At 56.3% G+C, this 13,850-nt stretch carries 13 protein-coding genes and 2 pseudogenes; 11 read left to right on the top strand and 4 right to left on the bottom strand.

All coding sequences use genetic code 11. The features are described from left to right. Window positions 1–123: 123 nt before the first annotated feature. From HALTADL_RS05925 to HALTADL_RS05915, 3 genes are read left to right on the top strand one after another with little or no spacing between them, the layout of a single operon-like run. Window positions 124–330, top strand: coding sequence for a molybdopterin-dependent oxidoreductase (locus HALTADL_RS05925; protein ID WP_321167517.1), 207 nt, complete (start codon window positions 124–126; stop codon window positions 328–330). Between the two features lie 60 nt (window positions 331–390). Next, complete coding sequence (locus HALTADL_RS05920) at window positions 391–1,464, top strand: tellurite resistance/C4-dicarboxylate transporter family protein (RefSeq protein ID WP_089673440.1); 1,074 nt, start codon at window positions 391–393, stop codon at window positions 1,462–1,464. Between the two features lie 58 nt (window positions 1,465–1,522). Beyond that, window positions 1,523–2,053, top strand: a complete 531-nt coding sequence (locus HALTADL_RS05915; protein WP_089673432.1) for a cbb3-type cytochrome c oxidase subunit I — start codon at window positions 1,523–1,525, stop codon at window positions 2,051–2,053. A 12-nt stretch (window positions 2,054–2,065) separates the two neighbouring features. On the opposite strand, the pseudogene HALTADL_RS05910 reads toward HALTADL_RS05915, so the two are convergent. After that, window positions 2,066–2,344: pseudogene (locus HALTADL_RS05910) on the bottom strand (helix-turn-helix domain-containing protein); the annotation flags it as partial. A gap of 168 nt (window positions 2,345–2,512) precedes the next feature. On the opposite strand from HALTADL_RS05910, the gene HALTADL_RS05905 reads away from it, so the two are divergent. The 3 genes from HALTADL_RS05905 (at window position 2,513) to HALTADL_RS05895 (ending at window position 6,578) form a co-directional block, all read left to right on the top strand. Further along, on the top strand, window positions 2,513–4,417 hold the full coding sequence (locus HALTADL_RS05905; RefSeq protein WP_162551679.1) for a bacterio-opsin activator domain-containing protein: 1,905 nt from the start codon (window positions 2,513–2,515) through the stop codon (window positions 4,415–4,417). Between the two features lie 320 nt (window positions 4,418–4,737). After that, on the top strand, window positions 4,738–5,133 hold the full coding sequence (locus HALTADL_RS05900) for a hypothetical protein (RefSeq protein ID WP_089673435.1): 396 nt from the start codon (window positions 4,738–4,740) through the stop codon (window positions 5,131–5,133). A 305-nt stretch (window positions 5,134–5,438) separates the two neighbouring features. After that, complete coding sequence (locus HALTADL_RS05895; RefSeq protein ID WP_089673436.1) at window positions 5,439–6,578, top strand: tyrosine-type recombinase/integrase; 1,140 nt, start codon at window positions 5,439–5,441, stop codon at window positions 6,576–6,578. Window positions 6,579–6,639: 61 nt separating this feature from the next. Here the strand turns inward: HALTADL_RS05895 and HALTADL_RS05890 are convergent, their stop codons facing one another. Next, window positions 6,640–7,578, bottom strand: a complete 939-nt coding sequence (locus tag HALTADL_RS05890; RefSeq protein WP_015911568.1) for a transposase — start codon at window positions 7,576–7,578, stop codon at window positions 6,640–6,642. A 135-nt stretch (window positions 7,579–7,713) separates the two neighbouring features. On the opposite strand from HALTADL_RS05890, the pseudogene HALTADL_RS17650 reads away from it, so the two are divergent. After that, window positions 7,714–7,770 (top strand): annotated as a pseudogene (locus HALTADL_RS17650) (AN1-type zinc finger domain-containing protein); the annotation flags it as partial. 99 nt (window positions 7,771–7,869) lie between these two features. After that, complete coding sequence (locus tag HALTADL_RS05885) at window positions 7,870–8,229, top strand: hypothetical protein (RefSeq protein ID WP_245708365.1); 360 nt, start codon at window positions 7,870–7,872, stop codon at window positions 8,227–8,229. A gap of 390 nt (window positions 8,230–8,619) precedes the next feature. On the opposite strand, the gene ppk1 is transcribed toward HALTADL_RS05885, so the two are convergent. Then, window positions 8,620–11,106, bottom strand: a complete 2,487-nt coding sequence (gene ppk1, locus HALTADL_RS05875) for a polyphosphate kinase 1 (RefSeq protein ID WP_089671149.1) — start codon at window positions 11,104–11,106, stop codon at window positions 8,620–8,622. Then, window positions 11,103–11,819, bottom strand: a complete 717-nt coding sequence (locus HALTADL_RS05870; RefSeq protein ID WP_089671150.1) for a metallophosphoesterase family protein — start codon at window positions 11,817–11,819, stop codon at window positions 11,103–11,105. The genes ppk1 and HALTADL_RS05870 overlap by 4 nt, the downstream gene beginning before the upstream one ends. 266 nt (window positions 11,820–12,085) lie before the next feature. Between HALTADL_RS05870 and HALTADL_RS05865 the strand changes: the two genes are divergently transcribed. The 3 genes from HALTADL_RS05865 to HALTADL_RS05860 all read left to right on the top strand — a co-directional run bounded on the left by HALTADL_RS05865 (window position 12,086) and on the right by HALTADL_RS05860 (window position 13,818). Beyond that, window positions 12,086–12,451 carry a hypothetical protein gene (locus HALTADL_RS05865; RefSeq protein WP_089671151.1) on the top strand — a complete coding sequence of 122 codons (366 nt, stop codon included), beginning with the start codon at window positions 12,086–12,088 and terminating at the stop codon, window positions 12,449–12,451. Further along, window positions 12,448–12,597 (top strand): hypothetical protein, encoded by a 150-nt coding sequence (locus HALTADL_RS17205; RefSeq protein ID WP_162551678.1) that lies wholly within the window; start codon window positions 12,448–12,450, stop codon window positions 12,595–12,597. Before HALTADL_RS05865 ends, HALTADL_RS17205 begins: the two co-directional genes overlap by 4 nt. 138 nt (window positions 12,598–12,735) lie before the next feature. Then, window positions 12,736–13,818 (top strand): PAS domain-containing sensor histidine kinase, encoded by a 1,083-nt coding sequence (locus HALTADL_RS05860; RefSeq protein ID WP_162551677.1) that lies wholly within the window; start codon window positions 12,736–12,738, stop codon window positions 13,816–13,818. The last annotated feature ends 32 nt before the right edge of the window (window positions 13,819–13,850 follow it).

Below are 13,850 nucleotides of genomic sequence, written 5' to 3'. Positions count from 1 at the left end.
GGCGGCCGCTTGAACGTCGTTGTAGAACTCTGCGGGAACGTGGTTCTGGTGTCGGTCGACGACGTGGTGCCGGAGTTCTACTACGAAGCGATTCGGCTGGAGAAGGCTAAAGAGCCGTGATCGATTCTGGCCTACGAGATGAACGACGGCGATCTGCCGGTGGCCCACGGCGCGCCCTACCGGCTCCGGATCGAAAGCCAACTGGGCTACAAGATGGCCAAATGGGTCAATCGAATCGAGTTCGTCGAGAACTTTGAGGACATCGGTAAAGACAAGGATGGCTGGCGTGACGACGTGCTGAACTACTACCCCAACAGCGCCGACATCTGATAGCCCAACCCTTCGGGTTTATTGGTTTTCAATGACTCGCCAATGACGATAACTGACGAAATGACCAATACACGAGAATCTCTGACTGGTTCGCTCGCCGACAGTGACGCAGTCACGGTAGTAGACGAGTGGAACACGCTGTATTTCGCGTTTGTGATGGCGACCGGTATCGTCTCGATCGCCACCCATGAACTAGGATTCACACGGATTGGTTGGGGACTATTCGGCCTCAACGTGGTCGCTTACCTCCTCATCAGTGGATTAACCCTTGCAAGGATCGGCCATATTCCGTCGGTCGCACTGCATGATCTCCAGTCGTACGACCGTGGAATGGTCTCGTTTACGATGATCGCCGGAACTTGTGTCCTCGGCAGCCAGTTCGTCATTTTTGGGGTGTCAACGACGGTCGCAACAGGCCTGCTTGTAGTGGGGAGTCTGCTGTGGGTGCTGCTCATTTATCGTGTCTTTTTCGCCTTGACGATCACTACAACCGATGAACCGATCGCCCACGGCATCGACGGCAGTTGGTTCCTCGTAGTGGTTGCCACCCAATCAGTGGCGGTATTGGCCGGGCTACTCGCGCCCCTTTCTCAGTCGACCGAGTCGCTGCTGTTGGTCGCGGTCGGTCTCTACTCGATCGGCGGTATGTTCTATCTGATCCTCATCACGCTGGTGTTTTACCGGATGACGTTCTACGCGTTTGATCCGCGGTCGGCGACACCGCCGTACTGGATCAATATGGGGGCGGTGGCGATCACGACGCTCGCGGGGGCAATCCTGCTCGAAACGACCGATCAATGGCTGTTTCTGGCCGATATCGAACCGTTTCTGACCGGTTTCACCTTCTTTTTTTGGGCAACAGCGACGTGGTGGATTCCACTGCTGATCATACTCGGTGTGTGGCGACATACGGTCGGCGGGATCGCACTGCCGCACACTCTTGAGGGGTACAGACCACGCTACTGGGGGATGGTCTTCCCGCTGGGAATGTACACTGAAAGTAGCCTCCGACTGGGCACGGTCACCGATCTCACTGTTCTCACTGATATTCCGGAGCTGTTCGTCTATGTCGCGCTCATCGCGTGGGTTGGTGTTAGCGTCGGTCTTGTTCGTCGACTGGTCGACATCGTGTGACAACAAATCGCTACAATGACTATGATTTGTGGTACAGATGCTCACGCCGGGGTGAGATATGCCATTTGGATCCGTTTTCAGACACAGCCCGCTGCTGTTTATTCTCGGCAGTAGCTTCTGGAACTTCGTCGGTGGTGGGGTGCTTGGCTTCTTCATCAACATCCCCGTCATCAACTACTTCGAACACGGCACCTACCTGACGGTAGCCCACGCGCACGCGGCAACGTTTGGCACATTCGGACTGCTCGCACTTGGGCTCTGTACGCACATCCTCCGTGTCGTTTCACCGGAAGTCGCGTGGGAACCTGGTTGGTTCCAAGCAACGTTCTGGTTGACGAATATCGGTCTCGTCGTCATGACGGTCGCGTCGTTACTGCCGCTGGGATTCAGCCAGCTTCGCACGGTGTATGCGGAAGGATACGACGCCGCGCGGAGTCCGGAGTTCTACGAGCGGCCGCGGAACAAACGGTTACTCTGGGCCCGGAGTCTCGGCGATGTCCCTATGATTCTCGGAGCGACGACGTTCGCTCTCGGTGCTATCAGACACCTCCTCGCCGCACGAAACGATGCAGAAAAGCTTCCGGCTTGACCTCCTAAAGTGCTATTCCGGCGCGACGATCCGACTTTCCGACTCGATCGGCGTTGGGAGGTCTTCGATGAAGTGTTCGATAATTGTCTCCTCGGCGCGATGTAGGGTCTCACTACAGGTCGATTTAGCGATCCCCACCGCGTCGGCGAGTTCGGTCAGCGTACAATCTCGGGGTGTGTCGTAGTACCCCCGATCGACGGCCTCCAAGACAAGTTCTTGCTGTTTTTCCGAGAGTAACTGGCTGGTGTGGAGTCGCTCTTGAATATATTCGAGACGGAATTCGAGGCCGAAGATCCTCCGACAACTATCGAGTTCCTATTTCGGACCAGAATGTGTCTAATCTGCCACTATTACAGACTGTGTAGAAAATACACCAGAAAGGCACATTCTGTCTTGTATACTGCCCAATAATTTCAAATGGTAGAAATATTTATCGTGTCAACTATGCCTATTACTAGCATGAAATATTCCGAGCCTGCCCCGACGACTGTGCTTGCGACAGTCAATAGGCTTGGCCCACCTGGCACACCGATGTCGACCACAGAGGTTGCTGCTGAGTTCGACTGCCCACTAGAGGCTGTCGACGACAGACTGAGAACACTTGTCAAGGATGATTTCCTAGACCGGAAAATTGTTGGGAATCAACAAGTATGGTGGCGACCACCTCGTGACACGCAGCAGTCACACAGCACACCCACATCCAACGATGTCGACGCTGACAGTGCGTCTCAACCACTGTCAATGGCCGAACTGAATCCGGTGTTGGAAGTTCTGGATACGGTCGGTGTCGGTATCTTCATCTTGGATTCCACGTTCGAGGTTGTGTGGTTCAACACAGCCATTGAGCAGTACTTCGGTCTTGACCGCCAGGCAATCATTGGACGCAACAAACGGAACGTTATCCGCGAGGAGATTCGAGGGACTGTTGCCAATCCGGATCGGTTTGCGGAGACTGTCTTGACTACCTACAACGATAATACGTTTTCCGAGCAATTTGAATGTCGAATCACCGCATCTGATGGACGTGGGGAACGTTGGCTGGAGCACCGCAGTGCCCCAATCAAGTCGGGTGTGTATGAAGAGGGTCGGATCGAACTCTACGACGACATCACTGACCGCAAGCGACACGAACAGGCACTCCGCCATCAGCACGAACAGCTTGCTGAATTAAATAGTATCAACAAGGTAATTCAGAACATAACCACCGCGGTGATCGAGCAGTCGACTCGCGGAGAGATCGAGACAATCGTCTGTGATCGTCTCACCGATGTAGATAACTACGAGTTCGCCTGGATCGGCGAGGTCGACACCCAATCCCAGGCGATACGCCCCCGAGCCGAAGGCGGGGTTGAGGGCTATCTCGAAGACGTCTCACTCTCGGCAAACCCGAACAACCCCGGCGGGCATGGTCCTGCCGGAACTGCCATTCGGACCCAAGAGATGCAAGTCACACAGGACGTGCTGTCCAATCCGGAGTTCGAACCGTGGCACGAGTACGCCGAGCACTACGGCTATCGGTCGGTGGCTGTGGTCCCGATTGTCTACGCCGGCAGTTGCTATGGACTGCTTGGAATCTATGCTGCGAACCCACACGCCTTCGACAATGAGGTGTGTCCAGTGGTTGCACAACTTGGCGAGATTATGGGCCACGCGATTGCTGCAACTGAGCGCAAGCAGGCACTCATGAGTCCCGAGATTACAGAAATCCAATTTCTGGTGCCCGATCTCCTCAGCGACATGAGTATCGATTCAGATCACGACGGCACGATCACGCTCGACCGAGTGGTCCCTCTCGGTGACGATGTGTTTCTCGAATACGGGACTGTCGATACAGACGTAGTCGAGACTCTAGAAGCAATAGTTGGCAAGCATCCACATCTGGAACTGGTGACGCTCAGTGAGCAGGACGATGAAACCTTATCGTTTGTAATCAAGCTTTTGGAGCCACCAATCACCTCGGTTATTGCGACCTACGGCGGCTATCTACAGCAGATGAATATCAAGGATGGATCACTTCAGATGACGATCCACCTTCCGACCACCGTCCCCGCCCGTCGAATCATTGATCGAATCCAACAGCAATACCCGACTGTCGAACTCCTCTCACGTCGACAACGATCACGGAGTACAGAGTCCCCCGAACGGGTCGAACTCACGAGCGACTTGACTGACCGGCAACGGGCTGTAATTGAGACGTCGGTCCGCTCGGGCTATTTTGAGTGGCCTCGTAATGTATCTGGTGAGGAGTTGGCAACACTGTTCGGCGTAACACCGCCGACATTCCATCAGCACCTCCGCTTGGGCCAAAAGAAAATATTTGAATCACTGTTCCTGTTGCCACCATTCGACGGAGACGGCAGGTAGCAATAATGGGGTGAACAAACTCTCCGACTGGAGTGGTGGTAGACAAGCAGGTGACCCAGAGCTGTCGATCACAACTTGGTTTTTGACAACTTCTAAACATATCTGCCCAGCGTGTGCAAAATACAGCCTCTGTATCTTGCACGGCTCTATTTGTCGACTTCTGAATAGACCGCTATTTCGCTATCTTGGATAAGAGTCACATGTTAATGCGACTACCACCAACTAACGACTGAATGAGTTCGGACGCTCACACCTACGCGCTTCTCGCTGCGACTTGCCAGATCTCAACATTACATACGCACGCGAGAAACTGGTGTGAGATGTTCACCGACGAGTGGATGCTTCTCTGTGCCAATGGCCTCAACGATCCCGACAGCGACGTAGCAACCCCACTCGGCGAAGATGCGAAAGACCTCGCCCAAGAAGTCGACTTCGACTCGCGGGAGCTAGAGTGGGAGAAAGATGCCACGATCTACGTTCTCGCCGATCCAGAGATGTTAGATGAACCGACCGGTGATGTGTTCCGTCGCTCACTGCGGGTTGTCCTCGAACGATTGGCTGATCAAGTAATTTTCCCGTTCGACCACATCGACGCCGATCGTCGTGGCGGATGGTTGGTGGCCTGCTTGGAAGATGGCGAGATCAAGAATCCAAAGAAGAAATTCAGCGTCGACAGAGGCTCTGATCCAGAGCAGCGAGACCTCAGTTCACTCTAGTAAACTGGTAGCTTTCAGTGTCGAGATTGTGATATGTGGGTGCTAATCAGTTGTTTCAGCTGTTGGACCGTGAATTCAAGTTATGCTTATCTAAGGCGTTTCTCGGTTAGCTGGGCCGAAAGATTCCATATAGCTGCATACACTTTACACCACGCCACCGAAACCACTCAAATGCCGTATTCTCCTACCAGAACGCTTCTACTCCAACTCTACAAAACCACAATACCGAATTCAGGCCACTGTGCATTACTCCGGTAATACACAGTAGATTTACTAGGGGCGACGCTGTAGGGTAAGCCGAGAAGATGGATTCCACTCAGCGAGACGCTACTCCGGGGGCAGAGCCCCTCGAAGACGCCGTCGACGAGTTCCTACAGCGTGGCTCGAAGTCCGGCAACTACAAATCAAACTTAGAGTACGTGCTGGGCCACTGGGTCGACTGGGCGGGTGGCCGTGGCGAGACCACACTGGCCGACATCGACAAAGCAACGATGGCCGAGTACGCTGGCTACCTCCGGCAACGGGTCAACGCCCGGCAGTCGACCGAGACCGACGACACCAGCGGAATCACGGCCTCAACAGCGTGGGCCTACTACGATAACGTCTCGGCGTTCCTCGATCACTGTCTCAAGTGGGACAAGATCACCGAGAACCCAGCCCAAAAGGAGATCTCCAAAGACGAGCTGCCCGAACGACCCTCCGCGAACAGCAGCAACCAGCAGTTCTGGTCGCCGACCGAGCGGCGGGCGCTGCTCGATCACGTCGACCGGGTGGCCTCTGAGGCCATCGACGAGAAAGGCACTGGCGCGGTCGTCGAACTCCGAGACAAGGCGCTGGTGTATGTCATCGCCTTCACGGGCGCACGCGGGGGCGAGATATTAGCGGACTCTCGGGACGACCGACGCAACGGCATTCGATGGTCGGACGTCGATATCGAGAACAACCAGATCGACATCCTCGGCAAGAACCAACAGCGCGAGTCCGTCCAACTGCCCGGCCAGACGCATCGACCACTCGAACAGCTCAAACGCGCCGTCGACCCAACCAGCGACGACTGGCCGGTGTTTATCTCCCATCATGCGCCGTCGATGTACCGCGTGCTGCCCGATGAGTTCGAACGCCCGGATGACGACGAGCGAAGCCTGCTCGACCACTGTCGAACCCTTGGGGTTGTGCCGCCAGCATTGTCTACAAACGGCGCTCGAAGCATCTTGAAACGACTGTGCCGGGATGGCGAGATCGAGGTCGACGGTGATCGCGACTACCTCACACTACACGGCGCACGGCGTGGCGTCGGCGAGAAACTGTATCGAGAACGTGGGGCCGCCGCTGCTCAACGGACCCTCCGGCACGCCGATCCGAAGACGACCTCTCAGATGTACTCGCATATCGAGACGAGCGAGACCGCCGAGAACGTGACCGAAGTATTCGGCGACGAGCGGTAGTTGTAGAACACTTGCCAGCGTCTGATTTTTATATTGGTGTGAGGGTGTCATAGAATAGTTCTCATAGCGTGATGACGGTGCTTCCTGGATTGTCTCCGCGTTCGTCGTTGGTGATCGCAATAACGAGACGAAGGCACAGCGCGAGGAACACTTGTGCTCGTGCGTGGACGCGGCCTCGGGCGCGAACGTGCCCGAGGCCGCAGTCCTTGACGGCGTCGTTGGTTCGTTCGACTCCACTCCGGCGGTTGTACGTCTCGTCTAGCGTCGATTGCTTCAGCTGAACGTCCTCGCTGTGTTCGTCGATGCGGGCTTCGACCCTGTACTCGATGTCTTTCGGATCGTCGGTGTTTCGTGCGTTGTACGGAGCGACTGGCACGACCCCTGCGGCCAGCAGGTGGTCGTGCCAGCCGAGCGTGTCGTAGGCGCTGTCTCCAAGCATCCAGATCGGTTTCTCGACGGCGAGCGCGTCACACGTGACGCGCATCGCCGTCTCCTCTGGCGCTTGCTTGCTCTCGGTGAACTCCGCGGCAATCGGGATCTTTTGCCCGGTCGAGACGATCGTACAGCCGTAGCCGTGGTAGTACTCTTCGGCGGTTGGATCGTAGCCTTTCGACGCGTCTTGGTCGGCGGGCATCGTCCTCACGTCGGTGGAATCGATGGAGTAGGTCAAGTCGAGCAGGCCGCGGCAGGCGGCCTGCTCGACGAGGCGGTCGAAGACCTCGTCGACGACGTGTTCGAGGTCGGTGAGGAAGCGATCGACCGCGTCTCTCGACGGCGGTCGATCGAAGCCACAGCTGAGCCAGACGACCGTGTTCTGGAGTTCTCGCGTGACTGGACGGATGCCGTAGACGTTCTTGTAGTAGCAGTGCAGGAACGCTCGGAAGAGTGCTGGTGGGTGATGATCTCGTGTTCGCCCCCGGCGAGCGGGGGCGAACACATCGAATTCTTCGAGAAAGTCGAACTCAAGATGCTCGAACAACGCGAGCGTCTCGGTCGCCATTACATTGAAGAACTCGTCGATAGAAGTCTCCTCTTGCAGGATGCTGGCGCTCGTAGACACAGTTCCAACATCCTGCGTCTTCGTGTGTGACGCTTTCTATGACACCCTCCTACTAAAGGTAATTTACAATACGAGTGTAACTATTGCGGTGATGTATTTTGTTCTGAACACCGCCTACCTGAAAAGCACGATTGCCCTGGGTTGATTGTATTCAAGCACTTGGGGTCGAAATGGTTCGGCACCGAATCTGGATTTAAAAGTGACGAGATCCCATCATCGAAAATAAGAGAGGTGGCAGACGACCTCGGTATTGAGGGTGTCAGGAAGTTGAAAGAAACAGAGGAGGTAATCGATGAAGTTGCCCAAACCACTCAAGAAAGCACAACGCATGTCTCTATCGGTGATGACCTGAGTGAGGCTGGTTCAGAATCTTACACGGCTTTCGAGCCTAAACTTACTGTTGGGAACAGTGTTGACCCAGATTACGAGTCCTCTCCAGACGTGAATTTAGACGGTAGTATTGCTAAATCGGAGGATCAAGATACCTCCGAATCATCAAAGCAAAGAAAAGAGAAGGCGAGTAGACTGAGCCAGATTTGGATATATTTGGCTTTAGCTCTCTTAGTCGCCGTACTGTATTATTTCATTTAAATAGCCATTGTATTCTCATAGCGCGGGGCCACCCCAACCTCTCGGCTTCCACCATTCTGAGCATCAACTCTGTCATTGATTAGATTCATAGTGGTGGTATCGATAAATTCCAACTTTCTAGAGACTGATAAATCATGCAAGACGTGAACAACCAGAAAGCCCCCGAGTCGCTCCAGTCGAGGGCCTCGCTGTGCTCCTCAGCCGCTCTGCGGCTTGCGGTGCTTGCGTCGGCCGTCTTCCCGGAGCGACTCGCCCCTTTCAGTCCCGCCCAGTGCGGCTGGTCCATCGGCTGTAGGTGGGAGGGGGATGTCTGGTTCTCCACAGTCTCACTGTCGAACTAATAGCACTCAGTTAACGGAAAGCAGAATCAGAGCATCAACGCGCAACATCTCAGGAATCAAACGGCTCTTCTAAGTATACTTCGTCGAGGTCGACAGCGGTCTCGCGCTGATCTCGCTCGTTGGTCTCGTACTCGGTCGGCGTCTCCGGTACAGCCTCACGTGCGCGTTGCATGAGTTGCTCGTGAGCGATCTGTTGTGGCCCCGATCCGGGCCGCTGTTGGACGTAGCGACCGGTGGCGTCCATCTCCCAGCGCTTGCGATTGTCCCCGAGTAGTGAGTCGATAACGTCATCTAACTCGCGTTGGAGCGTCGGATTCTCAACGGGTGTGACCGCCTCGACCCGGCGATCCAAGTTGCGAGTCATCCAGTCGGCCGACCCGATGTAGTACTCCGGCTCACCCCCGTTCCCGAACTTAAATATCCGTGAGTGTTCGAGAAACCGACCAACGACGCTGTGAACGTGGATCGTTTCGCTGAGTCCCTTGATTCCCGGTCGGAGTCGACAGATTCCCCGGACAATGAGGTCGATGTCGACGCCAGCCTGTGAGGCCGCGTACAGTTCACTGACGATGTCGGGATCTTCCAGGGCGTTCATTTTGGCGACGATGCGACCCTGGTGGCCCGCCCGTGCGTGGTCGGCCTCACGTTGAATGAGGTCGGTCATTCGATCCCGAAGCGTCTCGGGGGCGACGAGCAGTTTCCGGTAGGATTCGTGTTTGGAGTGGCCGGTAAAGGAGTTGAACAGTTGGACGAGATCTTGGCCGATGTCGCGGTCGTCAGTAAACAGCCCGAGATCCTCGTAGCTTTTGGCAGTCTCCGAGTGGTAGTTCCCGGTTGCGATATGCGAGTAGAGTTCGACATCGTCGGCGTCTCCCTCATCACGGACTGCGAGTGCGACCTTGCTGTGGGTTTTGAGTCCAATCGTGCCGTAGGTGACGTGGATTCCCTCCTCCTCCAACCGTTTGACCCACCGGAGGTTGTTTTCTTCATCAAATCGGGCTTTGAGTTCCACCATGACGGCGACCTGTTTGCCGTTTTTTGCGGCCTCGATCAACGACTGAATCACCTGCGAGTCGGGAGCCGTGCGGTAGATGGCGACCTTGATCGCTAAGGTGTCGGGATCGTGGGCCGCGGTATCCAGAAACGTCTGGACCGTTTCGGTAAACGAGTGGTAGGGGTGGTGGACGAGAATATCATTGCGGGCGATTTCGGCGAACAGTTCGTCTGGCCGGTCGCTGTCGTGGCCGATAAACCGCGGATGAGGCTGTGGTTCCCACGACGGTAGCTTGAGAACGGTGTTGTCGAGTTCAAGCAGTTGAAAGAAGTCCTCGAAACCCAGTGGTTCGGGGAGTTCGAACAGTTCACGCTCGGTGATCTCCAGTTGGTCGACAAGCAGCGACCGGACCTCGTCGGGCATATCGGTTGCAACCTCGACTCGAACGACCGTCGCAAACCGTCGCTGTCGAAGCACGTCTTCGATCATCTCGATGAGCCCCTCGGCGACCTCCTCGTTGCGCCGCACTTCGGCGTTCCGCGTGACCCTGAACGTCGAACAGTCGAGCACCTCAACGTTGGGAAACAGCAGATCGATGTTTGCGGCAATCACCCTTTCGAGCCGGACGAACCGACCGACATCGGCGTGTTCGATGGTCGCGTCATCGGCTGGAACGATCGGCATCTCGTCAGTCCCAGAGACGGGGACAAGGCGTGGCCGGTTCTCCGGGAGCTTTACACGAGAAAACTTCTTGGTTCCCTCGTCGTCGACCGACAACACCGCAAGCGAGAGGCTGAGATTCGAAATAAAGGGAAACGGATGGGCCGGATCGAACGTCAGCGGTGTCAGTGTCGGGAGGACTGCCCGCTCGAAGTACGACCGGAGTGCGGCGGTCTCCTCGCCCGAAAGGTTCTCGTAGTCGACGATTTCGATCTCGTTGTCGGCCAACGCGGGTTTGACCGCTTCGTGATAACACCGTGATTGAGTCTCAAAAATCGGGCGGGCGAAATCGAGTGCCTCCTCCCACTGCTCCTGTGGTGTTCGTCCGTCGACCGTCTGATCGGTCACATCAGCCGCAATCTGCTGTTTGAGGCCGCCGATCCGCTTCATGAAGAACTCGTCCATGTTCTTGGTGAGGATGGCGAGGAACTTCAGCCGCTCAAGCGGCGGATTGTCGTCATCGAGAGCCTCATACAGCACTCGCCACTGGAAAGAGAGTTCGCTGAGCTCTCGGTTGAGATAGGCGACCGGGTTCGAGAGTGCCTCGTCGTCCTGATCGTCGTCAGCACACAGCGTCTTCCAGTCGGCCTCTGGGGGCCGGTCTTCTGCCGAGTCCGTTGCAATCGGTGGCGTTTGCGGTGGGCTGTCGATCCGCCACGTCGACGGCGAGAGGTCGACCGGGTCGGCTGTCGACTGGGTGGTGTCAGTGGGCAGTCGCTCGTCCGTATCTACATCGCTGTCGACCGACTCCAGCAGCGACGAGACTGGCAGTAGTGACTGGAGCTGATCCAGCAGTAGAGTGGATTTCGACGGCCCGGTCATCGGTTAGATGCGTGGTGGTCCGGTTCGGTCGACTGACCTGGGTCGATGAACTTCTCATCTCGCCGGTCGACGAACGTCTCACCCGAAGCCACAGCGGTGAGTTCGTCAGTTCGCCAGTTGTAGGCGGTGAGTTCCCCACCGTACACACAGCCGGTGTCGAGGCCGACCGCATGCTCCCGGATGATCGGCGCTTCGAGGACGGTGTGGCCGAAAAAGACGCGTTCGGGACCCTCGTACTGCTCGAACCAGTAGGGTGGGTCGTAGCTCCCGCCGGGCACCATCGACCGCGTGTTTTGTAGATCGTCGACATCGTGGTCGGCGTTGGGTTTCCGTGGATCGATCCCGCCGTGGACGACGAGCGTCTCGGGCAGCGAGATGACCACCGGCAGCGAGGCGATCCACTCCAGATCCTCGTCGGTGAGTTCGGGGATCGTTTTCTCGCCACGGAGCAGTTTTTCCTCGTTGTTTCCACGCACAGTCAGCATGTTCGGCGCGTTTCGAACGAGATCGACGACGCCCTTGCTATCGGGTCCTTTGCGAACGAGATCGCCGACAAACACCACGAGATCCTGCTCGGTTACGCCGAGTTTCTCACAGAGTGCTTCGAGTTCGGCACGGCAGCCATGTGGGTCGCCGACGATGTAAATCTCGTCCCAGTCGGCCGCAGTAACACGATCATGAAGCGCGTCAATAGCCCCGGAGAATTCAGTCATTTGCTATCTGATCTATCGGTTCCCCGCAGGTGAATTAAAAACTGGTAAGAGTACTTATGTGTGATATATAGCAGTACGACCCCGTATATAGCAATCCGGAGCGTTCTGCGATCTCCGGTTGATTCGTTACGTCTGTTTCCGGGCTCTGTGGGTCGATTCGGCGATTCCCTCGGCGAGACCGTATTGTATATAGTTTATATACTGCTGTAGATGGGTACTAACAACTCATAGTCGGATTTACATAAACACCGAGTCGACACTCGTGTATGCGTCGCACCCAGTCAGAACGGCGGACATCGTGTACCGTTGCGGTCGAACTCAACCAGTATGGTGCGATGACGCTTCGGTCGGAGACCGGTCGGACCTATCAGGTCGTTGACGTGGATGAGCGGAGCTCATCTGGCAGTCGGCCACAGGCCGACAACAGAGAGGAACGAAGTTTCTCAAGCAGCCGGGCAGAGCCCGGCGACAGCGAGAGTCCGACGATCACCGACAAACTCGCCGAGTTAGGGGTCGACAGTCAGGTGTCAGTGACACTTCAGCAGGCCCACGGTCGGGGCAACATCTGGCGTGTGACAGAGATCGAATCGGACGACGCTACCCGACAGGCAGTACGGCCCCTCAACCGATGAGTACTGACGAGTTCCAGTCCGAGACGGATGGTGGGCTGCCTGCGGCCACCACGGTCTGGGAGCAGCTCAAACCGGTCTGCTATCTCGCTGGCCTCCTACTTGTCTGCACGTTGCTGATCACGCTCGAACTCGTCGTCCGACTCTGACTGTCGTCTCATTTTTCAGTGATCTGGCAGTATATACACACCTGAGATATATATAGCGTTCATAGCGAGATTTACTGTGGTCGTTTTAGTAGACGAAGATACATGTCTAATGGGCGGCAGCAATCAGCTCGTGACGGAGTGACTCTGCCAGACGAGTTCGACACGCTCCAAGTCGGGACCGTGTTACACGATCCGAAGACGGGCGCGTTTCTGGATGTCAACACACAGCTAGAGGAGCTGTATGGCTATTCGGCCGAAGCACTCCGCGAGATGAGCTTCGAGGAGGTCAGTGCCAACACCTACTCCTACACGCAGGCGGAGGCGCTCCGTCGGATCGCCGCTGCCGAAGACACCCCACAGGCCTTCGAGTGGCGGATCAAGCGGGCCGACGGCGAATTAATCTGGGTGTCGATCAACCTCACCCGAATAGCAATCGACGGTCGACCCTACGTGTTGGGTGAAGTCACCGATATTACCGAATACAAACACAACGACCGCCGGGTGAGTCTGTTTTATCGATTGTTGCGGCACAACCTCCGCAACGATATCAACGTCATTTCGGGGTTCGCTGACCATGTCGTTGGCGTCGCCGAAACCGAGGCCGCCAGAACGTCCGCCGAGAAGATCAAGACCGCCGCAGGGGATCTGAGTCGGGTCTCGGAGTCGGTCAAACAGATCGAGAACACGATCACACGCGAACAGTCCTACTGGACCCGCAGACCGGCAGTCGACGTTGTCGCCGAAACCGTCGAGCGGTTCGAACCCAGCAATATCGAAATCGACGAACGGACCGAGATGTGGATCGCTGTCGACGACGCCTTCGACCACGCGCTGACACATGCCATTGAAAACGCCATCGTCCACGCCGAGACGCCCGAGCCATCGGTCCGGATCGTCATTGAGGAGTCACCCAATACGGGCCGCGTCGAGATCCGGATCGAAGACGAGTGTCCCTTGATCCCAGATATGGAGATCGATGCCCTCTCCGAACACACCGAGACGACAACCACTTCTCATGGCTCCGGTGTCGGGCTGTTCGTGATGAAATGGTGTATCGAATCGCTCGGCGGCGAACTCAAGATCGAACGCCGCAGCGGGCGTGGCAACTGCGTTTACTTCTATCTCCCGCCGAAGGAATCACCCGACCCCGACTCGGAGATCGTATCCCACACAGCGAGACGGCCGACCGAGGCAGTCAGCCGCCAGCGGTCGACGGAGTGACGAGGTGACGATCAGCAATGAAGAGACAGCGG

Origin of the sequence: Halohasta litchfieldiae (assembly GCF_002788215.1) — an archaeon.
Taxonomy (GTDB): domain Archaea; phylum Halobacteriota; class Halobacteria; order Halobacteriales; family Haloferacaceae; genus Halohasta; species Halohasta litchfieldiae.
The sequence above is the reverse complement of the archived record's forward strand: the minus strand, read 5'-3'. Positions and strand labels throughout refer to the sequence as shown.